Below are 19,496 nucleotides of genomic sequence, written 5' to 3'. Positions count from 1 at the left end.
TCTATATTCGATAGGGCTTTTTTGAGGACAATATCAGCACGGCATAGCCCTGCGAACATATTTCTATGACTAAATACGGCAGATTACTTTCAGGATTACTGTTGCTGTCTCTGACAAAGATGGAGTCAGGCTGTACGGATGCCGTGGAGCAGGATACTCAATTGTTGCGTCAGGTGATGCGGGAAGAGAACGGCTGTATCCGCTGGAAAGTATATGGTTTTCGGAACGATCCTAATAAGGAAAAAGTGGAGCTTTACTTTACAAATGGTAAAATCAGAGAGGTCTTTTACCGTTATCAGGGACAGTTGGAAGGGCAGCGTAATGTATTTTATGATAACGGAAAACTATCTGAAAGCGGTCATTGGCATGAAGATAACAGGGTGGGTGAATTCCGTTATTATCGTCAGGATGGCAAACTGGAATGCGTGCAGTATTATGGTCTGATAGGCGAAAGCGTAGAAACCCCCTGACATCGCCCCAACATACATCATCCAACTATATAAGGCTGCAATTGATTATCTTAGGTAAATAAATCCAAGGATCAATTATGCGCAAATTGCTGTTATCATCCCTAATACTGTTCTTCGTGCAGATGGGGTTTTCCCAGACCCTGCCTACACCTGACCAGTTCCTCGGTTATGCGCTTGGGACTCAATTCACACCCTATCACCGCGTACTGGACTATTTCAAAGCCGTTGCCGCTGTTACACCCAACATGCAATTATCCCAATACGGTACTACCTACGAAGGCCGTCCACTGATGCTGGCGGTTATTTCATCTCCGGAAAATATGGGTAAAACAGAACAGATCAGACAACACAATCTGGACCTGTCATCTGGTACCGGCAAACCTGCAACCGGCGATCCCGTTATAGTATGGCTTAGTTACAATGTACATGGTAATGAAGCGGTATCTACGGAAGCCGCTATGATCACCCTGTATCTGCTGGCCAATAAAGCCAATACGGAAACACAGGACTGGCTGAAGAATGTTGTTGTGCTGATCGATCCATGTCTGAATCCTGACGGAAGGGAACGTTATGTGAATTTCTACAATCAGGTACATACCCGTTTTGCAGATCCTCTGCTCTTCGCACGTGAGCATAATGAGCCGTGGCCGGGAGGAAGATCCAACCACTATTACTTTGACCTGAACAGAGACTGGGCATGGCAGACGCAGAAAGAATCGCAGCAACGTGTAGCACAGTACAGCCGCTGGATGCCACAGGTGCATGTCGATTTTCATGAACAATCCATTGACGCACCTTACTATTTTGCACCTGCAGCTGAGCCTTTTCACGATATCATCAAACCATGGCAGCGCAGTATGCAGATGCTGATCGGTAAGAATAATGCACGCTATTTTGATAAAGAAGGCTGGTTGTATTTCACAAAAGAATTCTTCGATATGTTTTATCCCAGTTATGGTGATACATATCCGACTTATAATGGCGCTATCGGTATGACCTACGAACAGGGTGGTGGCGGAAGAGCAGGTCTCGCCGGACTTAAACAGGATGGTGATACCCTGACCTTATCCCAGCGTATCGCACATCACCGTACAACGGGTTTGTCTACAATAGAAATCGCTTCGCAACAGGCTTCGCAGCTGCTGAATGAATATGCTAAATACTTCTATGAGGCTGTTCATTCACCAGAAGGGCCTTATCAATCTTATGTCGTCAAGGCGGCAGGTAATAATGAAAAACTCGCCAGTCTGGGTGTGTTGCTCAATAGAAATGGTATCCGTTTCGGATATGGTGCAGGTATCAGCAAAGCCAGTGGGTTTAACTATTTCAACGGTAAGACGGAAAGTTTCACCATCGATAAAGAAGATATGGTGATCAGTGCTGCACAGGCCCGCTCCAATCTCCTGAAAGTATTGTTTGAACCAGATTCCCGCCTGACCGACTCCGTGACTTATGATATCACCGCATGGTCCTTACCCTATGCATACGGTTTGCAGACATACGCATTGCGTCAGCCGCTCACACCGGCAAAAGATAGTTTGCAGGTGACGGTGAACACTGCGCTGGCAGCTGCCCGTCCATACGCTTATCTTGCCCGTTGGAACAGTATTAAAGACGTACGTTTTCTTTCCGCATTACTGCAAAAGAAGATCCGGGTGAGATATGCAGAAGGTGAATTCATGGCAGGTGGTAAAAACTTCCCCGCAGGTACCCTGATCATTACCCGTTCCGGCAATGAGGCCACCAACGGACAGTTTGATGAGCAGGTAGTCTCGCTGGCCAATACTTACAAAACTACGTTGGATGCTGTTACTACCGGCTTTGTAGAAAAAGGGGTGGATTTCGGTTCTGAGAAAGTACGTTTCATCAAACCCGTCAGGATCGCTGTCGTAATGGGAGAGGGTATTTCATCCCTTGCTGCCGGAGAAGTATGGCATTTCTTTGAACAGCAGATCAATTATCCACTGACGGTCGTAGATGTAAAGCAATTGCCCAATGTGAACTGGAAGGCACTCGACGTGTTAATTTTACCTGATGGCAATTATCGGTACCTGTCTGATAAAGACTTTGCGAACAAATTGCGCGATTGGGTAAATGGTGGTGGTAAACTGATCGTTATGCAGGATGCGCTGGCGCAGATAGCCGGACTGGATTGGGGCATTCATCAGAAAAAGCTGGACGATGATAAAGACGAAAAGAAGGATGAATATGCGTTACTGAAAACCTATGCCAATCGTGAACGTGAAGGGGTAAAACAGCTGATTCCCGGGGCTATCTATAAGGTGCAGCTTGATAATACGCACCCGCTGGCATTTGGCTTTCCTTCGGTTTATTATACCCTTAAACAGGATAGCAGAATATACGAGTATCTGGAAGAGGGTGGATGGAATGTCGGGATCATCAAAAAAGATAATTATCTGAGTGGTTTTGTTGGAGCAGAGATGCGGAAAAAGCTGAAAGATGGTCTGATATTCGGTGTGAAGGAAATAGGAGAAGGGAAGATTGTGATGATGGCAGATGACCCTTTATTCAGGAGCTTCTGGGAGAATGGTAAACTGCTGTTTGGAAATGCGGTGTTTATGGTGTGGTAGGTAACACAGATAAAATAAAAAGCCTGACAGATGTTCGTATCTGTCAGGCTTTTTTATATCCGATAAGCGTTTTAAAAACGCCTGATATTACAACCTGTTGCCATTGTTGAATTCACCTTTACTGCTTTTCCTGCCAGCATATCATTGATAGCATTATGCAGATGCCGCATCTTCACAGCCTCCGCATTGCCCGGATTATCATCAATAGCGCCCTTATAAACGAGTTTTGCCTGTTGGTTGAACAGATAACACTCAGGCGTATGATTCGCCTCAAAAGCGTCTGCTAATTCCGCTTTTTTATCTGCTACATAGTACCAGTTATATTGCTGGCCCATTGCGTAGGTCTGCATAGCTGCCAGTACTGCTTTTTCATCTGTGGTCGCGATATTGGAATTAACCAGTACGACGCCGATGTTATTACTGAGTGCATATTTACAGATTTCCTGTGTTCTTAGCTGATTTCTTTCGATATATGGGCAGGTGTTGCCGGAGAACATGACCAGCAGTCCGTTATTCATTCTTGCTTTATTCAAAGTGATTTCCTTACCGGAGCAATCCTGTAAGACGAGATCTGCTTTTGGCAATGGTGCGCCTATTTCCAGCGGCAGATCAGCTGGATTGCGCATGGCCATCAGGCAGCAACTGAGAAAAAGTAGACAGTATAGTGTTTTCATAAATATAGGTTTCAGGTTAACAAGTCCCCCTGCATATTTGCCGGGGAAAAAACAATGCGGGGAATCCGACCTCAGATTCCATTACAAAGATACAAAATATGTGATGTTTTTCTCTAATTTATGAGCCTTGTTCTTTCAGGGTTAAAGTTGCAGAATCCTATTACAGTAAGGGGTTTCGGCTGCCTTTTGTTATGGACTCTGTAGGCTTTGAAATCCAGTGTTTTGTGATGGGTTTCCCATGCTGCGGAGAGGTGTAAATCCGGCTGTAGTTCTTTGAAGTTCCTTGCTATGGAACGTTGTTCCGGAGATTTTGGCAGTGGAGGTGGGTGTTACTGGTTTTAGTAGCTGATGCCGGATGTGCGGATCAGGAGAGTCCCTGTACTTCGAGTGGCAGATCTTCTTTCCGCAGGTTGGCTATTTCTTTGAGGATGCGGATGCTTGCGTTTAGTTCAAATCCGATGAGGAGAATAAATGAGTAGAAGTAGATCGACAGCATCAGTATGAGAATGGTGCCTATGGAGCCATAGATCTTATTGTAGTTGCCGAAGTTATTTACAAAGAATGAAAACAGGATGGTTACTAATATCATCAGAATAGTAGCAAACGTTGATCCCGCCGTAATGAACTTCCACTTTTTGACGGTGGCCGGTACGAAGCGATAGATAACCGATAGCATGGAGAAGAAGAGTAATACGATCAGCAACCATCTGGCAACATCGGCGAGTGAAAGGATCCGTTTATCAGTTATACCGAAATAGTTGAAAATGTATCCCAGCACAGTACCCTGCGCGATGATGAGGATGACTGTGATCAGCAGTAGTACGATGAGAATAAGCGTCAGCTTGAGTGCCATCAGGCGTTTCTGCCACCACTTTCTGCGACGGAATCCGGGGAGTTTTTTGTTAAATGACCGTGCGATACCCATCACCGCATTGGAGGAGGTAAAGAAGCCCATGATAAATGCGATAGACAGCAAACCATTATGATGGGTATACAGGAAGTCATGGATCATGTCCCGTATGATGATGTAGGTATTGTAGTTTGGTGTCACATCTTCTGCCAATTCATACAACGTCGCCTCTACATTTTGCATAGGGATGTAGGGTACGAGTGTGAAGAGGAAGATAAAGAATGGGGGAATAGCCAGCAGAAAGTTGAATGAAATGGCTGCTGCCCGTTCCCCCAGGCTTTGATTACGCATTTCTTTCAGAAAGAACTTGATCACATCATACAGGGGCACTCCTTCAAATCCCGGTAATACCAGTGTTTTACTGATATCCACGAGTTTGCGGAAAGGCTTTGAATGGAAGATGATGTTTTCTGGTCTGAAAGGCATTGTTTATTGCTGGTTATATTCCTCTCGCATTCAGCGCCTGATGGAATGCGTGTGCATTTTTCATGTGCTCTGCGTAAGTAGCGGCAAAGGCATGATATCCGGAGAAATCGGCCTTCGCACAAAAATAGATATAATCAGTTTCAGGTGTGTTCAATACAGCTTCAATTGATTTGATAGAAGGTGTACAGATGGGTCCTGGCGGCAGACCGGTCACCTGATAGGTATTGTAAGGAGATTCAAATGCGATGTGTCCTTCGCGGATCCTTCTGATGGAGAAGTCCTGCAGGGCAAATTTAACAGTAGGATCTGCCTGCAGACGCATTCCTTTGCGGAAACGGTTCAGGTATACGCTGGAAATAAGCGGTTTCTCATCGTTTTTGTTGGTTTCTTCATCAACGATGGAGGCAAGGATGATGACCTGTACAGGTGTCAGTCCAAGTCGTTGTGCTGCGGCTTTACGCGTATCATTCCAGAAAGCATCGCTTTCTTTTTCCATCTTTTTGAAGGCATTTTCTGCAGTAGTATTCCAGTAGAACTGGTAACTATTTGGCAGGAAGGCACTCATGACGGTATTGGTGTCGAGACCATACTGGCGCAGATATACCTGATCGCTCAGGAGGGCACGGAAGGTAGCAGAATCTGCTTCCAGATTGGAACAGATCTTTCTGACCAGATCCTGTTTTGTACGCAGTTTGGTAATGGTCAGATTCACCGGCGTCTGACGACCGGCACGCAGCAGTTTTATGATTTCGAAATTGCTCATGCCTCTGCTTATTTTGTATTTACCAGCTTTTACGTGGTCGCGGTATCCCAGTTGTTTAGCAACTACTGAGAAACTGAGCCGGCTGCGGATGATGCCCTGTTCTTCAAGTCCTTCCTCTACTGTACCATAGGTACTACCAGTACGGATGTAAAAGAACTTGCTGTCGCCGAAAGCTTTTGTATTCGGACCAAAGACATAATATACAACGTATACCAGCAGGCCGGCGAGGATGGCGGCGGCAGCTACCAGCAGACGTTTGATCCACAGATTTTTAGTTGGACTTTTTTTTGCTTTGCTTTTCTTTGCCATAGGGTGGTATTCAATAAAAAACCTCGCTTGTGACGGCGAGGTTCAAAAATAGCTTTAACAGCGGAAAATTATTTTGTCGGCGCAGGAGTCTGCTGACCAGCCGGAGTTGTTGGATTTACCGGAGTTGCAGGAGTCTGTGTTGGCGCCGGAGCGGTTGCGTTCTGCTCCATGATTGCTTTTCTCTGTTCAGAAGTAGTACCTCTGGAGATGAACAGGGAAGAAGTCAGACACAGTACGGCAATGATGGCTGACAGTACCCAGGTGCCTTTTTCAAGTACATCTGTAGTCTGGCGTACGCCCATCACCTGGTTACCAAATCCACCTAAGGTACCGGATAAACCACCACCTTTCGGGTTCTGAACCAGTACGAAAAAACCCAAAAGCACACAGGCCAGGATGATTAAAATGCCGAAAATCAATAACATAGTATATAAGTTAACTTTTTTCTGTTAGTAACTGAAGTTCTTTAATCTTTTGCGCAAAATAAGCGCTTTTGTTGGGATTAAGCAAACTTAATTTTTGATATATATGGATGGCTGTCTGATACTGTTGCTGACGTGCCCAGATCTCCGCGAGGGTCTCTGAAACGATGTCATTATTTAATGTAATAGACTCCATTGCCATCTTTTCCACTTTCTCGGATACCTCAGGATTGGAATCCTCATAGCTCCGTTGCATCTGCTCATGATACCATTTCTTGCTGGCTTTTTCAGCAAAGGTCTGCTTCATGTCTCTGAGCCAGGAAGTGAAGCTCTTCATTTCCGCAGCGCCTTTCTCGTTCAGACCTTCTGCATGCTCAGGATCTTTCAGGCGTTTGTAAGCGAAGTAGTCATCGCTGTACAGCGGCTGAAAGGTGAGTGCGCCTTCCGGTTCGGAGGAAGTGTCCAGAGGAAATATCTTAATAGGTTCTGCTTCCGGCGCAGCTGTCTCTTCCATCACCTGAGCAACAGGCTGTGGAACTGGCGTTGGTTCCGGAACACGTACCGGCTCAGGAGCTGGCGTAGTTACCGGAGTGGCCATTACAGGAGCTTCAGGTGCAGGAGAAGCTACGACCTCATTGGCAGTCACGGAGATCTCTTCTTCGGTATCTTCTTCTGGTACAGGCGTTACATCAGCTGGTCTTGCAGGTGTATAAGCGGCCTGTACGGGATGATCCGCAGTTGCTGCGATATTGGCTGCTGTTACCGGTGCTTCCGGTGCAACTACAGCTGATACCGGCTCAGGTGCTGGTGCTGTTGTTACAGGTGTTTCCACAACCGCTTGCAGTACAGGCGTTTCTGCAACAGGTGCAGGTGTCGTCTCAATCGTTGCTGCCGTTACCGGTGCTTCCGGTGCTGCAACCGGAGCAGGCTCCGCTACAGGTGTTGATGCAATGGTTTCGGCTACAGGTGCTGTTTCCTGACCGGAAAATGCGGCTTTCTCTTCTTGCTGTGCAGCAGGAGCAGGCACTACCGGCACTTCTTCTGCTACAGCGAGACTTTTCTCATCTGTAGTGACAAAGCGGTAAAAGTAATGCATGTTATTGCTGTACTGCTGTGCCTTCTTAACGGCGGGGGACAGCAGGTTTTTGTTCACAGTGTATTGTTTGCGCGCCAGCAGCAGGCGGGCAGCTGTAAAATACGGATAAGAGGATACCAGCCTTTCAAGGGCCGACTCATCAACCTGCTTAATGTCAGGTTGTTGGAATATGTGTTGGACGATCCTATTTGCGGTCATGCTGCTAAAGTATGAAAAAAAGTTAAATACGAAAGTTTTTGTAATACTTACCAGTTAGCGAATGCTTTGTTGAAAATATCGTCCACAATTTGCGGCAGAATATTGTTCTCAAGCAACCCATTTTCTACTGTCGTCGGCAACTGTGAAGCCGAGAAATCAGCAGAACGGGTAAATGACTGCGAATAACCTTTTTTATCGCCTATTCTTTTTACAAAGGTAATGTTTACGGTCACAGTCAGCCTCGAGGTAGCTGCCTGATCCACATTCGTCACTGCCGCGTTACTGAAGGAGTAACCGGTAACTGCACCCTTGAACTCATAATCCGCACCATCTTCATTGATCTGTACCAGACTGGTCTGGGACTGTACCTTATTACGCAGACGTTCGGTCAGGTTCTGACTCAGTGTCGGGTTATTGATAGGGGCCCTGTTGTCGATAAATCTTACGTTGACGGTTTTTGCACCCGGTTCGATACTTGCTCCGGTTGCGGAATAATGAACGGAGCATCCGCCCAATACAAGCAATAAGCTGATGGTAACTATCCCCTGAAGTAATCTGATCATCGTAAAAAAATTAAAGCTGTCCGCCAGCGGCGGACAGACATCTTATTCGTTAATGTTGTATTCTTTTAATTTCCTGTACAGTGTTCTTTCGGAAATGCCCAGGTCCAGTGCTGCGTCTTTCCTTTTGCCCTTGTGTTTCTTTAAGGCTTTGACGATCAGTTCTTTCTCTTTGTCGGCAATGGATAATGTTTCCTCTACTTCTTCGTGGTGATCTATCTTGTTGTTATCCTGTTGTAAAATAATGGGTTGTGGCGACGAAATGGCGGTTGGTACCGGTACTGCTGTCGACGTTACTTCCGGCTGCGGATGGAAACTGTGCAGTACATGGCTGTCCTGAAAGTTACCGGTATGTGCTATGGCCGGATTCTGAAGGATGTCGAAGAACATCTTCTTCAGTTCTGTTACATCTTTCTTCATATCGAAGAAGAGTTTGTACAGGATGTCTCTTTCGCTGGCAAAGTCGCCATTGCTTTTGCCTTGTGGTGCTGCGATCATCGGCAGGCGGGAAGGCTCTGGTATCTCAGGCAGAAAGCGTCTGAGTTCGTTTGCGTTTACCAGTTTATCCTGCGCCAGTACGGAGATCTGTTCAGCCATATTCTTCAGTTCGCGTACGTTACCTCTCCATGTGTAGTTGATCAGTATATTACGCGCTTCCTCATCCAGCTGGATGGCGGGTGTTTTATAACGTTCAGCAAAGTCTACACAGAATTTACGGAACAGGAGAATAATATCTTCTTTCCTGTCTCTCAGTGCCGGTACGCGGATAGGCACGGTATTCAGACGGTAATACAGATCTTCCCTGAATTTACCTTGTTGTGTATGTTCCAGCAGGTCTCTGTTGGTGGCTGCTACAACGCGTACATCTGTTTTTTGTACTTTGGAAGAACCCACTCTGATAAACTCGCCTGTTTCCAGTACGCGCAGCAGGCGGGCCTGTGTACCCAGTGGCATTTCTCCGATCTCATCGAGGAAGATCGTACCACCGTTTACGGTTTCAAAATATCCCTTACGGCTGTCTACAGCGCCTGTGAAGGAGCCTTTTTCATGGCCGAAAAGTTCTGAGTCAATAGTCCCTTCAGGAATGGCGCCGCAGTTAACGGCAATGAAAGGGTTATGTTTACGGGCACTCAATGAATGGATAACATTTGAAAACGCCTCTTTACCAACGCCACTTTCCCCATTTATCAACACAGTAAGGTCCGTGTTGGACACCTGTGCTGCCACCTGCAATGCATAATTCAATGCCGGTGAGTTTCCTATAATGCCAAACCTGTTTTTAATGGACTGAATGTTATTATCCATATCATCCTCAATTTACCCATTTACAGACTTGTGAAATCTGCAGATGGTGCTGTGATCCAATTAATTTGTCTTTTAAACTCGCCCTGTCGAAGTTCCCAGTAAAGTGCCGGCAGTACAATCGGCTACCTTCACCCATATGTATTCCCCTTTACGGAAATCCTCTTTCGGGAATACCACTACCTTATTATGATCTGTTCTGCCAAAAAGTTGATCTTCTGAACGTTTGGAAACGCCTTCGATCAGCACTTTAAACGTTTTACCAACATCCTCCTGCATACTTTTCAGTGATTGTGCGCGATGCAGGTCTACTATTTCAGACAGCCTGCGTTTCTTCACTTCTTCCGGAACATCATCCTGATAACGGCGTGCAGCCAGTGTACCCGGGCGTTCGGAATAGAAGAACATATAGGCCAGATCGTATTTACCATAATCCATGAGGGTCATGGTATCCTGATGATCTTCCTCTGTTTCTGTACAGAAACCGGTGATCACGTCGGTAGACAATGCACAACCTGGCAGTATTTCGCGGATGCGGTCAACCTTTTTCATGTACCATTCTCTGGTGTAGGTACGGTTCATCAGTTGCAGTATACGGGTACTTCCACTCTGCATAGGCAGGTGAATGTATTTGCAGATGTTCTCGTATTTCGCCATAGTATGCAGCACATCATCGGTAATGTCTTTCGGATGAGAGGTACTGAAGCGTACTCTGAGCAGTGGGCTGATCAGGGCAACCGCTTCCAGCAGATTGGCGAAGGTGGTGATATCATTGTCATTTTCCGGACTTACCCAGTAGTAGGAATCCACGTTCTGGCCCAGCAGGGTCACCTCACGGTAGCCTCTGTTAAACAGATCGGTTGCTTCCTGTATAACGGACGACTTGTCCCTGCTGCGTTCACGTCCGCGGGTAAACGGTACTACGCAGAAAGAACACATGTTGTTACAGCCACGCATAATGGATACGAAGGCAGTAACGCCATTGCTGTCCAGTCTTACCGGATTGATATCGCCATAAGTCTCCTCGCGGCTGAGCAGTACGTTTACGGCTTTCTGACCGGTTTCTGCTTCCTCGATGAGGGCCGGCAGGGTTCTGTAGGCATCCGGGCCTACTACCATGTCTACCAGTTTTTCCTCTTCCAGCAGTTTGGCCTTCAGTCGTTCAGCCATACAGCCCAATACTCCCACCAGGAGTTCCGGGTTACGCTGTTTTATTTTACGGAATTCTGTTAAGCGTTTGCGTACGGTTGTCTCCGCCTTTTCACGGATCGAACAGGTATTTAATAATACCAGACTCGCTTCCTCCACATTACGGGTAGGACCGAAGCCTTCTTCTTTCAGGATGGATGCCACGATCTCACTATCATTGAAGTTCATCTGGCAACCATAGCTCTCTATATAGAATTTTTTTGTATAAGTCTGTGATTCTCCGGCCACAGGCGTGTAAGCCTCGCCCTGGCGACTTTCGTCATGCACTTTTGTAACCTGTTCCAGCATCCTTTTCAAGTAATTTTAGGAAAGCAAAACTAAGCAATAAAATCCGAAAATGACAGAATGACATGGCAGGTACTGTGGCTACCGGTTACAGCCCTTTTTCGAGGAGAAAACGGGTAAGCGCGGCGGGACTTTTCAACTGTAGTTTCTGCATAATATTTTTCCGGTGGGTCTCGACCGTATAAATGCTCAGATATAGGTGTGTGGCAATTTGTTGATTTGTAAATTGTTGATTGATAAGATGTAAGATTTCCAATTCCCGGCGGGTCAGATTGAATTCCCGGAAAGAGTGATCAATTTCCGGCTCCTGCATCCGGGGTAATTGTGGAAAACAGCTTTCTCCCCTGAGCACCCGGCTGATTGTCTGCAGGAGGTCATATTGATTACAGGTCTTCATCAGGTAGCCATCTGCACCGTAACTACGGGACAGAGATACGAGGTGAGGATCGCTGTAGCTGGAGAGAATGATGGTCCGGATATGTGGCATATCTCTCCGGATGATTTTTGTCGCTTCCAGACCATTTAGCATCGGCATACTGATATCCAGTATCGCAAGATCCGGCTGATGCCGTTGCAACATTTCGATGAGTACCTGTCCGTTGGAAGCGATACCCTGGACAGTAATATGTGGCGTCTGCTCAAGCAGTGAACGGATGCCATCAGCAAAGAGGGTGTGATCATCCGCAAGGATGATATTAACAGGGGGCTGCATGTTGTGGAATTACGGGAATATGAATGATAAAGGTTGTGCCAGAAATGCCTGAATCAATGTGCAATTTTCCTCCAAGGGATTTTACCCTTGTTTTCACGCCTGAAAGTCCGATACCCGATGGACGGCCATTAAGTGGTAAGCCGATGCCATCGTCCTCTACCAGTATCTCCAGGTATTCGGGATAGTAAAGCAGTTGAATGGTTGCTGCGGAAGCCCTTGAATGTCTGATAATATTGGTCGTCAGTTCCATCACGATCCGGTATAACATCAGTTCCTGCCGGGCATCGAAGCAGGGTTGGTATTTGTTGTTGCAAAAGTGAAAAAGTACCTCCGGAGTCCTCAGCAAGCTAAAGTATGACTGGAGAATATCTGTTAAGGGAATGTGTCCGAAAAGAGGGGGAACGAGATTATGTGCGGCTCTTCTTACATTCTGACTGGTCTGGTCTACCAGTTGCAGCAGATTACTCGCCTGCTGCTCATCCTGAGCGGTTCTGTAATGGAGACTTTGCAGATTGACCCGGATAGCGGCGAGGTTACTGCCTATTTCATCATGAATATCGGCCGCGATCCTTTTACGTTCTGCTTCCTGTATGCTGACTTCCTGAATGGCCATCATCGTCTGTTGCCGTTCCAGTTGCAATAGCAGATCGTGTTGTTTTTTCTCATATATATCCAGTCGCTTTATCATGACGATAATCCATAACGCCGCAATTCCCCAGCAGGTAGCCGGTAGAATACCCGTGGATAAAAGATAACTGCTTACGGGATGGGTAAGCCGTAAAGAGTACATGATCGGTTCCTGGGTAACCGTTATTGAGGGGATCAGGTGCGTCAATATTTCCTCGCTCATAGTACAGAGAAATAAGAGGATATAAATAGTAAAATTTAATAGCTGACTGACAGATTATCTACTGGGGTAGTGCTGAAAAGTTTGTCCCTGAATTCTATACAATTGTACAAAAAAAAGTGTTGCCACGGTAATTTAATAGGGGCTTTGTTCAAAAAATAACATGAAAACCCTGAAATGTATAACCTTCATAATCAGCATAAAACAAGGGAGCACTGCTTCAACGGAATACCGGCTTCCTTCATATTGCATCAAAAAACCGAAGACATGTCTTAAATAGGCTGTAGTGGTAATTGCCGGACTTATTGTTAGCGGGCAATTGCCATCAGATTTCATGAGATGCTTCGTATATTCACCATGTATGTAACAGGTATGAATTGTTTTTTTGACACAGGAAGAAACTGGTTTAGTCCGGCTCCTTTTTTTGATACATATTGCTATCAGATACTTGTCTTCTTTTTGATTAAAAGGTACTCAGACTATACTCATCCTTCGTTAATGCTACGTTAAATACGTAGCATTAACGAAGGATGAGTACTATCAGACTAATGCCAGAAGCCTTACAAGTGAGGAGTCTGTACGATTTTAACTTAATCCCTTCATCTCCTCACAAAGGTTCCAGATAAAATATAGAGTCATGCGGTTCTTTGAACGCTACCGTTCCATATCCTGCTTTTGAAAATTCTACTACAATATCCTTGCAGTCGGGAAAACAAGCTCCCATACCATTGCACATGGAGAATTTTCCTGTACTATCTGTATACATTGATTTATCATCATCGCTCAGTACCCGGATGTACACACTATCCAGCGGCAACTTTGTCTCTTTGTCAAGTATAACCCCTGAAGCACAACTATAGCCTTCACAGGAAACCAGCCACGTGCATAGCAGTACGGGGATCAATAAAAAAGCCTTTCTCATTACTAAAATATTAACAGTTGTCGTGATATAGGTGGCAAAACAGAGCTCCTGCCTTATGTAGACAGTATATCCGGTAAACCCGGCTGATAAAAATATCTCAATTCACTAATATATACCTTCATTGATCCTCTTATTCTTGATAAATAATAGAAAAATTATATCTTTATCATCTCACAGTTATAATATTTAATCTCAAACTATGGAATTAGGCGAAAAAGGGGAAAAGCTCATTAAACATTTCGAGAAATGCCGTCTGGCAGCATATCAGGACAGCAAAGGCATCTGGACAATCGGTTGGGGCAATACCGTATATGAAGACGGAAAAGCAGTTAAAAAGGGAGATACTATTACACAGCAACGTGCGGATGCACTGTTTGCCAACATCAAAAAGGGTTTTGTAGCCGATGTTAACAAGCTTACTGCGGGTGTAAAAGGACTGAAACAACAGCAGTTTGACGCGCTGGTATGTTTCGCTTACAACGTTGGTAGCGACATGAATAAAAACGGTATTGCGGAAGGTCTGGGTGATAGCACCCTGCTGAAAGTAGTGAAAGCTGATCCTAAAGATCCTTCTGTAGTAATGGAGTTCCTGAAATGGAACATGTCTGGTGGTAAAGTGCTGGATGGCCTGACCCGCAGACGTAAAGCAGAGGCTTACCTCTACATGAGCGGAGAGGTTGAGTTCTTCGATTATTGATTACATCTTCTGGTGCATCACCGTATGCCCGTATAAATATTACCGGCCTTTCTCAGGAATGATCTGTTTATACACAGCTAATTCCCGGGGAAGGCCGGTTTTGATTCAGGGGCAGCTTCCCCAATGAATTTATTAATTTAGCCTGTCGTTGATCGCTGCGACAGGTCAACTCAATTTCAGATCATATTAAGCTGTCAGGATGGTAAAAAGGCATTTCCGGTATACGATGTAAGTACACTCACGGGGTATAAACACGATGATATTCAGATCAGCAGATTTGCATCCTACCTCAGTGTACATGAGAATCTCCGTGCGGCGCATAAACACAATTTCTATCACGTTACTTTATTCACCGAAGGCGCCGGTACACATACGATCGACTTCAAAACCTTTACTGTAAAGCCTTACCAGATTTATTTCATGATTCCCGGTCAGGTGCATAGCTGGCAGTTTGAAGGGAAAGTAGATGGTTACATTATCAACTTCTCATTTAATTTCCTGCAATCGCTCTTACAGAAACCCGATTATCTTGAGCAGTTTCCTTTTTTCACGGGAGATGTAGATGAAGCTGTTATCAATCTGCCGGAACAGCTACATACACCTGTTATAAGGATCTTTGAAGAATTGATCAGGGAGAGTGAGCAGTCCGCTGATATGTCTGTAGATATGATACAGGTGCTGATGTTACAGGCATTTATTCTTATCGGAAGACTCAGTTTTGAAAAATCACCTGTCCAGTCGAATAACTACAATTATATTCTGCTGAAGAATTTTCAGAAATTGATAGAGAAGAATTTTACTACGCTGAAATTGCCCAGAGAGTATGCAGAATTACTCTTTATTACCCCTAACCATTTAAATGCATTGTGTAATAGTACACTGGGCATGTCTGCAGGAGAGCTGATCCGGAACGGATCATACTGGAGGCAAAAAGATTGTTGGTGAACAAAGATTCTACTATCTCTGAAATAGCCTATCAGCTGGGATTTGCAGATAATTCTTATTTCACGAAATTTTACAAGAAGTACACAGGACAAACCCCCGAAGAGTTCAGGAAAAGCCTTCGTTAATTCTTTCTTTGTGACCTTAAATGGTAAGCAATACCGCAGCTCCTGCCAGGATAATGGTTAATACTACTTCAATCGTGATTTTACGTGCCATCCGCTGCTGCTGAACGGTAGCATTAGCTGTTGTGGAATTCATAATTATGGAATTGTACATGATCAAACTTTCATAAGTTAAATCAATATACTGAAAAAGTACATAATGAGTGGAAATTGAGCACTTTTTAGAGTATTTGACAGGGAAATTTAGCCGGGTCCGGTATGAATGCTTAAATTCGGAAGGGACACTTATCCACCTCTTACCCGATGAAAAAGATCTGTTTTTTCCTCATGGGCCTTATGGCCTGTATTACCTTTCAATGTTGTGCCTGTGTGGCATTGAAAAGGATGAATGACAGACATATCACCCGTTATGTAAATAAGCACCTCGGAGATGTATCTGCCGCAGCTGATACTTACGTCAGATGGCCGGCAATCCCACGCAACGATTTCCCATAAATAGTCTGCCGGAGCAGCTGCGTAAAAAAGCCGCCACACTGGGAGAGGAGGCGACGGTGAGTTTTCAGGAAAACTACCCCTACCGAAGGATGAACCCTGTGACAGTGTTGTCGTCTTTGAACATACCAGTATACTATTGGGTGTCAGGGAGATCATTTATGATTTTTCGGCGGTGGAGCAGGCGGTGAATGAATACAGGCAATACAGGAATTACTATGGTTTTATCAGAATAGCTCCCCGGATTTATATCCGGAGAAGGCAGATTCCAATCATGTAAATCACAGATTTCAGGGAGAATAGAATCTGTCAAAATCTGCTATCTTTAGTCCTGCTAGTATAACTTTATGAAACAATTATTTATTGGATTACTGTGCAGTCTGGGCGTCGCGACAGGCTGCTTTGCACAGGACGGAGAATTATTGAAAGCGAATATCAGCGACACAATGTTATCTCCCACACGCGTATTGTGAAATCCCGGAACCTTTCGACGGACAAAAAGCATTGTTAAAACTCTTTCCGGGCAAACACTATAAAATCGTTTCGGGTGATTATATCAATGAAATGATCAACTGGGATTGTAAAACCTGTAAAGCCAAAGCTTACATTGATGCAAATGAAGACGCTGCGTATGACTTTCCATATGCGGAAGGTGTTGCCACCCGTTTGCTGAATGTGATCAGCTATAAGGACTCTTCGGGCACGCAATACAAAATGCTGACCTTTAACCATTCTGAATATGATGCGGATGGTGCACAGGTATCCCGTTTTACCGGCGGCACACTGGGTATTGCGAAGTTCGCGCTGACGGGCAAGGTATGGTCTATGAAGTTCTTTCAGCCTGCTATTGGTGCCTATGGCGCATTCTCCAATTGCCCGGATCCAAAGGCGCTCATGATCGGACATGATCAGTATGCATTTATGCTGAAGGTGGTGAACGGTCCTGCCGGCGGACCATTCGGAGGTGTATTATACCTGATAGCAGGTACCGGAGGTACTTATAAACAAGTGATGGCCATATATGACGCGCAGCGTACGGAGGTATCAGAAGAAGAAGGACTGGCTTCATGGGATTGTACGTACAGTTCGCCGGAAAGCGACAAACGTTTCTTCCGCGATATCATCGTAACGATCAAAGGGAAATATACGGCTACCGATCTGGAAAGTCTGCCGGATGAAGTAAGACCTTACGCAAAAACAAATAAGAAGGCACTTTCACCCTTGCGAGACGTTATGTCTTCAAATGGGGGAAGGGCTATCAGTTGCAGGGACCTGCCGGTGTAACAGTTGATTAAGAAAAGCAACTGCCGCAGCAAGCGCTTCACCGGCGTTTGTATGGCCTGTATCAATGATCAGATCCGGACTGAGAGGTATGTCAAACGTATCATTCAGTCCGGTGAGATTATGGATCTTTTCAGGATGATCATCCGGTAACAATGCTTTTTTATACAAGCCTTTCGGATCTCTGTTGATCAACGTTGTAAGGTCACATCGTAACCAGACCAAAGCAGCATTATAAAGCTGTTTCAGCTTATTCCTCCCTTCTTCATACGGATGATAGCAATAATGACGAAATCGTATTCCGCAGCAATTGATGCCGCATAAGCGCCCAGCCGGGCGATATTTTCAAGGCGGTCAGCTTTACTAAACCCCAGATCCTTACAGAGTGTTTGTCTGTATACGTCTCCGTCTACCAGTTTAATTGAAATATTATGTTGTTGTCCCCATGTCAGCAAGGCGGCTGACAGCGTCGTTTTCCCGGCGCCTGAAAGGCCCGTGAACTGAATAATCTGCCCCATCTCGTTAATTTATCCGTGCTTTCAGCTGTTCGTAAGCAGCATGACAATCTTCATAAAAATACTTTACATCAGCAGCGGTATCCGGTTTGAATACGTCTCCTTTATACTGCTGTGATATTTAACCGTTCGCTCAACTGCGCGGCATCTTTTATAGGAATGCGGGAGAATGCACTGAAAGCCTCCATCATTTCAAACGCACCGTCTGCATAGTCAAAGAATCCGTTAAGTGGATTATTAAGTCCATGAATTGCCTGTAACCTGATAAAGTACTCCAACAGTACAGTAGCAGTATAACGGTCGAAATCGCTGCCAAAACGTGTAACATCACCTACTTCAGCAAGGCAGGGTTGATCAGTCCGGGCACAGCCTGTAATCCTCTGCGTTATCATGAGAGGCTACTACCTGATCGGGCCGGCGGTAGAGGAAGAAAAAGGTGTCTCCGGATACCATTCTCTCAGTAGTTCGTAAAAATGAATATGCCAGCTATCCAATGATAATATAATCGGTCTCCTCTGCATTGCGGTGTTGTCCCATCAGATTAACCGCCGCTTTGAACCATGCTTCACGGTCTGTGGATCAAGATCGGTCTGTTGTTCAGTGCTGCGTAGTATTTCATCCAGTAGGGGAGCTTCTGCCACTACGATATTTTCTGCAGAAGTGCTGAATGCCTGAGATACCAGTGTGGATCCACAACGCGATACATGAATACAAAAGCGGAGGGTTGTAGTCCGGCAGGTCTTTGCAGGCCTCCATCAGAAAACCGGCAGTGGAAGTACTCTTCAGACGTGATCTTTCCAGCTGTTTTATTCTGCAGGCCTGAATAGTTTCATCAAAGAAGGGCAGGTCCATGCGTGATCGCTGAGATCCAGCCATTGCACCATCCATTCTGCCTGTCTATATGTGAGTTTATAGGGAATCCAGTTGTTGATCGGGGTATATTGCATTATTGATCTTCTTTAAACGGGCAATGAGCTGTCTGGCGGCATCGTATCCATTCTTTCCAGTTCTGCTATCATTGCAGCGCGGGTGGCAGCATCCATTGCAGCAGGTTGCTTTTTTACAGCGATATCATATCCATTTGCCGCAAATAGCTGGTCATCATTCATTCCGGATGCAGTCCATGATAAGGTGCACTCTTGCGGTATAGCCCCTGTTTACGATAGCATGTGTACGGCTGAAATCCATGTACCAGCATTCGCCTGGCTGCAGCTGTAATTTTCCTCTTCCAGCATAAAGTATACATCGGATTGGGTCATGATCGGAATATGTATTCTGAACACACCATCTTCGTATCCACAGCCAGGGTCTTTATGTGGTTTGATCTCGCTGCCGGGAGATAAAGAGAGTAACCGGATGGCTTCTTTTTCGCACTGCCACGAATCTATGATCTCTTTCGCATAGGGCATCTCAGCGAGTACAGGGGTATCCTGATACTGTGCATCCGGATGTGCGAATATATCATGGCTGTTTCCGCTGACGGACGCAGGGATATACTGCGCCACTCTCCATTAAAGTCCCGTGTATTAAAATGGAGCGGCCAGTCCTGTGGAGCACGTTTTCCAGTTCAGCACAGAGCTGCTGGTGATTATAGGTAGAGAGAAAACCTGATGTAATTCATTGGAAATCTTAAGATAAGGCTAAGATAGGGGATTAAATTGATTCAATAATGAGTATTTTATTAAAGTATTTTTAAATGCATTAATTTGGCCGTTTTAGTAAATCAAACATCCCCTATGGATATCTGT

At 45.2% G+C, this 19,496-nt stretch carries 22 protein-coding genes and 2 pseudogenes; 8 read left to right on the top strand and 16 right to left on the bottom strand.

Going from position 1 to position 19,496, the window contains the following annotated elements; genetic code table 11:
• Nucleotides 1-65: 65 nt before the first annotated feature.
• Entirely contained in the window at nt 66-470 is a 405-nt protein-coding gene (locus FEF09_RS21305; protein ID WP_146306982.1) for a toxin-antitoxin system YwqK family antitoxin, read from the top strand.
• Between the two features lie 77 nt (nt 471-547).
• Nucleotides 548-3,061, top strand: a complete 2,514-nt coding sequence (locus tag FEF09_RS21300; RefSeq protein ID WP_146306981.1) for a M14 family metallopeptidase — start codon at nt 548-550, stop codon at nt 3,059-3,061.
• A 71-nt stretch (nt 3,062-3,132) separates the two neighbouring features.
• On the opposite strand, the gene FEF09_RS21295 is transcribed toward FEF09_RS21300, so the two are convergent.
• The 11 genes from FEF09_RS21295 to FEF09_RS21245 form a co-directional block, all read right to left on the bottom strand.
• On the bottom strand, nt 3,133-3,735 hold the full coding sequence (locus FEF09_RS21295; RefSeq protein ID WP_261387647.1) for a redoxin domain-containing protein: 603 nt from the start codon (nt 3,733-3,735) through the stop codon (nt 3,133-3,135).
• A gap of 364 nt (nt 3,736-4,099) precedes the next feature.
• Nucleotides 4,100-5,071 (bottom strand): YihY/virulence factor BrkB family protein, encoded by a 972-nt coding sequence (locus FEF09_RS21290; protein ID WP_146306980.1) that lies wholly within the window; start codon nt 5,069-5,071, stop codon nt 4,100-4,102.
• Nucleotides 5,072-5,084: 13 nt separating this feature from the next.
• On the bottom strand, nt 5,085-6,143 hold the full coding sequence (gene mltG, locus FEF09_RS21285; RefSeq protein ID WP_146306979.1) for an endolytic transglycosylase MltG: 1,059 nt from the start codon (nt 6,141-6,143) through the stop codon (nt 5,085-5,087).
• Nucleotides 6,144-6,211: 68 nt separating this feature from the next.
• The gene (gene secG, locus FEF09_RS21280) at nt 6,212-6,568 is read right to left on the bottom strand and encodes a preprotein translocase subunit SecG (RefSeq protein ID WP_146306978.1); all 357 of its coding nucleotides are present in this window, start codon (nt 6,566-6,568) and stop codon (nt 6,212-6,214) included.
• Between the two features lie 10 nt (nt 6,569-6,578).
• Nucleotides 6,579-7,859: a hypothetical protein gene (locus tag FEF09_RS21275; RefSeq protein ID WP_146306977.1), complete on the bottom strand. Its 1,281-nt coding sequence runs from the start codon at nt 7,857-7,859 to the stop codon at nt 6,579-6,581.
• A gap of 47 nt (nt 7,860-7,906) precedes the next feature.
• Nucleotides 7,907-8,422, bottom strand: a complete 516-nt coding sequence (locus FEF09_RS21270) for an LptE family protein (protein WP_146306976.1) — start codon at nt 8,420-8,422, stop codon at nt 7,907-7,909.
• Nucleotides 8,423-8,464: 42 nt separating this feature from the next.
• The gene (locus FEF09_RS21265) at nt 8,465-9,724 is read right to left on the bottom strand and encodes a sigma-54 interaction domain-containing protein (protein WP_146306975.1); all 1,260 of its coding nucleotides are present in this window, start codon (nt 9,722-9,724) and stop codon (nt 8,465-8,467) included.
• Nucleotides 9,725-9,796: 72 nt separating this feature from the next.
• Nucleotides 9,797-11,218: a tRNA (N6-isopentenyl adenosine(37)-C2)-methylthiotransferase MiaB gene (gene miaB, locus FEF09_RS21260; RefSeq protein ID WP_146306974.1), complete on the bottom strand. Its 1,422-nt coding sequence runs from the start codon at nt 11,216-11,218 to the stop codon at nt 9,797-9,799.
• An 85-nt stretch (nt 11,219-11,303) separates the two neighbouring features.
• Nucleotides 11,304-11,927: a response regulator transcription factor gene (locus FEF09_RS21255; RefSeq protein WP_146306973.1), complete on the bottom strand. Its 624-nt coding sequence runs from the start codon at nt 11,925-11,927 to the stop codon at nt 11,304-11,306.
• Nucleotides 11,911-12,777, bottom strand: a complete 867-nt coding sequence (locus FEF09_RS21250; RefSeq protein ID WP_146306972.1) for a sensor histidine kinase — start codon at nt 12,775-12,777, stop codon at nt 11,911-11,913. Before FEF09_RS21250 ends, FEF09_RS21255 begins: the two co-directional genes overlap by 17 nt.
• Before the next feature lie 604 nt (nt 12,778-13,381).
• Nucleotides 13,382-13,696, bottom strand: coding sequence for a hypothetical protein (locus tag FEF09_RS21245; protein WP_146306971.1), 315 nt, complete (start codon nt 13,694-13,696; stop codon nt 13,382-13,384).
• A 199-nt stretch (nt 13,697-13,895) separates the two neighbouring features.
• Here FEF09_RS21245 and FEF09_RS21240 point away from each other — a divergent pair, with 199 nt between their 5' ends.
• The 6 genes from FEF09_RS21240 to FEF09_RS21225 all read left to right on the top strand — a co-directional run bounded on the left by FEF09_RS21240 (nt 13,896) and on the right by FEF09_RS21225 (nt 17,236).
• Nucleotides 13,896-14,393 carry a lysozyme gene (locus tag FEF09_RS21240; protein WP_146306970.1) on the top strand — a complete coding sequence of 166 codons (498 nt, stop codon included), beginning with the start codon at nt 13,896-13,898 and terminating at the stop codon, nt 14,391-14,393.
• 180 nt (nt 14,394-14,573) lie between these two features.
• Nucleotides 14,574-15,338, top strand: a complete 765-nt coding sequence (locus tag FEF09_RS21235; protein WP_315898175.1) for an AraC family ligand binding domain-containing protein — start codon at nt 14,574-14,576, stop codon at nt 15,336-15,338.
• Nucleotides 15,335-15,463 carry a helix-turn-helix domain-containing protein gene (locus FEF09_RS33380; RefSeq protein WP_261387646.1) on the top strand — a complete coding sequence of 43 codons (129 nt, stop codon included), beginning with the start codon at nt 15,335-15,337 and terminating at the stop codon, nt 15,461-15,463. The genes FEF09_RS21235 and FEF09_RS33380 overlap by 4 nt, the downstream gene beginning before the upstream one ends.
• 300 nt (nt 15,464-15,763) lie before the next feature.
• Nucleotides 15,764-15,955 (top strand): hypothetical protein, encoded by a 192-nt coding sequence (locus FEF09_RS21230; protein WP_146306969.1) that lies wholly within the window; start codon nt 15,764-15,766, stop codon nt 15,953-15,955.
• A 344-nt stretch (nt 15,956-16,299) separates the two neighbouring features.
• Nucleotides 16,300-16,425, top strand: coding sequence for a hypothetical protein (locus FEF09_RS33375; protein ID WP_261387645.1), 126 nt, complete (start codon nt 16,300-16,302; stop codon nt 16,423-16,425).
• A gap of 31 nt (nt 16,426-16,456) precedes the next feature.
• Nucleotides 16,457-17,236 carry a hypothetical protein gene (locus FEF09_RS21225; protein ID WP_146306968.1) on the top strand — a complete coding sequence of 260 codons (780 nt, stop codon included), beginning with the start codon at nt 16,457-16,459 and terminating at the stop codon, nt 17,234-17,236.
• Here FEF09_RS21225 and FEF09_RS33370 read toward each other — a convergent pair.
• From FEF09_RS33370 to FEF09_RS21200, 5 genes and pseudogenes are all read right to left on the bottom strand, one after another.
• Nucleotides 17,192-17,751: pseudogene (locus FEF09_RS33370) on the bottom strand (adenylyl-sulfate kinase). The gene FEF09_RS21225 and the pseudogene FEF09_RS33370 sit on opposite strands and share 45 nt — an antisense overlap.
• A gap of 101 nt (nt 17,752-17,852) precedes the next feature.
• Nucleotides 17,853-18,140 (bottom strand): hypothetical protein, encoded by a 288-nt coding sequence (locus FEF09_RS21210; RefSeq protein ID WP_146306965.1) that lies wholly within the window; start codon nt 18,138-18,140, stop codon nt 17,853-17,855.
• 414 nt (nt 18,141-18,554) lie between these two features.
• The gene (locus tag FEF09_RS30870; protein ID WP_186774445.1) at nt 18,555-18,695 is read right to left on the bottom strand and encodes a hypothetical protein; all 141 of its coding nucleotides are present in this window, start codon (nt 18,693-18,695) and stop codon (nt 18,555-18,557) included.
• Nucleotides 18,696-18,707: 12 nt separating this feature from the next.
• Nucleotides 18,708-18,857 carry a hypothetical protein gene (locus FEF09_RS30865; RefSeq protein ID WP_186774444.1) on the bottom strand — a complete coding sequence of 50 codons (150 nt, stop codon included), beginning with the start codon at nt 18,855-18,857 and terminating at the stop codon, nt 18,708-18,710.
• Nucleotides 18,850-19,157 (bottom strand): annotated as a pseudogene (locus FEF09_RS21200) (aspartyl/asparaginyl beta-hydroxylase domain-containing protein). Before FEF09_RS21200 ends, FEF09_RS30865 begins: the two are co-directional and overlap by 8 nt.
• Nucleotides 19,158-19,496 lie beyond the last annotated feature (339 nt).

It is taken from the genome of Chitinophaga pinensis, assembly GCF_007896845.1.
Lineage (GTDB): Bacteria > Bacteroidota > Bacteroidia > Chitinophagales > Chitinophagaceae > Chitinophaga > Chitinophaga pinensis_C.
This window is presented reverse-complemented; position numbering and strand designations above follow the sequence as displayed.

What these genes read in the sequence shown, in the direction of transcription:
- FEF09_RS21305 (WP_146306982.1), top strand. Translation starts at nt 66, where the DNA reads ATGACTAAATACGGCAGATTACTTTCAGGATTACTGTTGCTGTCTCTG.
- FEF09_RS21300 (WP_146306981.1), top strand. Translation starts at nt 548, where the DNA reads ATGCGCAAATTGCTGTTATCATCCCTAATACTGTTCTTCGTGCAGATG.
- FEF09_RS21295 (WP_261387647.1), bottom strand. Translation starts at nt 3,735, where the DNA reads ATGAAAACACTATACTGTCTACTTTTTCTCAGTTGCTGCCTGATGGCC.
- FEF09_RS21290 (WP_146306980.1), bottom strand. Translation starts at nt 5,071, where the DNA reads ATGCCTTTCAGACCAGAAAACATCATCTTCCATTCAAAGCCTTTCCGC.
- mltG (WP_146306979.1), bottom strand. Translation starts at nt 6,143, where the DNA reads ATGGCAAAGAAAAGCAAAGCAAAAAAAAGTCCAACTAAAAATCTGTGG.
- secG (WP_146306978.1), bottom strand. Translation starts at nt 6,568, where the DNA reads ATGTTATTGATTTTCGGCATTTTAATCATCCTGGCCTGTGTGCTTTTG.
- FEF09_RS21275 (WP_146306977.1), bottom strand. Translation starts at nt 7,859, where the DNA reads ATGACCGCAAATAGGATCGTCCAACACATATTCCAACAACCTGACATT.
- FEF09_RS21270 (WP_146306976.1), bottom strand. Translation starts at nt 8,422, where the DNA reads ATGATCAGATTACTTCAGGGGATAGTTACCATCAGCTTATTGCTTGTA.
- FEF09_RS21265 (WP_146306975.1), bottom strand. Translation starts at nt 9,724, where the DNA reads ATGGATAATAACATTCAGTCCATTAAAAACAGGTTTGGCATTATAGGA.
- miaB (WP_146306974.1), bottom strand. Translation starts at nt 11,218, where the DNA reads ATGCTGGAACAGGTTACAAAAGTGCATGACGAAAGTCGCCAGGGCGAG.
- FEF09_RS21255 (WP_146306973.1), bottom strand. Translation starts at nt 11,927, where the DNA reads ATGCAGCCCCCTGTTAATATCATCCTTGCGGATGATCACACCCTCTTT.
- FEF09_RS21250 (WP_146306972.1), bottom strand. Translation starts at nt 12,777, where the DNA reads ATGAGCGAGGAAATATTGACGCACCTGATCCCCTCAATAACGGTTACC.
- FEF09_RS21245 (WP_146306971.1), bottom strand. Translation starts at nt 13,696, where the DNA reads ATGAGAAAGGCTTTTTTATTGATCCCCGTACTGCTATGCACGTGGCTG.
- FEF09_RS21240 (WP_146306970.1), top strand. Translation starts at nt 13,896, where the DNA reads ATGGAATTAGGCGAAAAAGGGGAAAAGCTCATTAAACATTTCGAGAAA.
- FEF09_RS21230 (WP_146306969.1), top strand. Translation starts at nt 15,764, where the DNA reads ATGAAAAAGATCTGTTTTTTCCTCATGGGCCTTATGGCCTGTATTACC.
- FEF09_RS33375 (WP_261387645.1), top strand. Translation starts at nt 16,300, where the DNA reads ATGAAACAATTATTTATTGGATTACTGTGCAGTCTGGGCGTCGCGACA.
- FEF09_RS21210 (WP_146306965.1), bottom strand. Translation starts at nt 18,140, where the DNA reads ATGATAACGCAGAGGATTACAGGCTGTGCCCGGACTGATCAACCCTGC.
- FEF09_RS30870 (WP_186774445.1), bottom strand. Translation starts at nt 18,695, where the DNA reads ATGCAATATACCCCGATCAACAACTGGATTCCCTATAAACTCACATAT.
- FEF09_RS30865 (WP_186774444.1), bottom strand. Translation starts at nt 18,857, where the DNA reads ATGAATGATGACCAGCTATTTGCGGCAAATGGATATGATATCGCTGTA.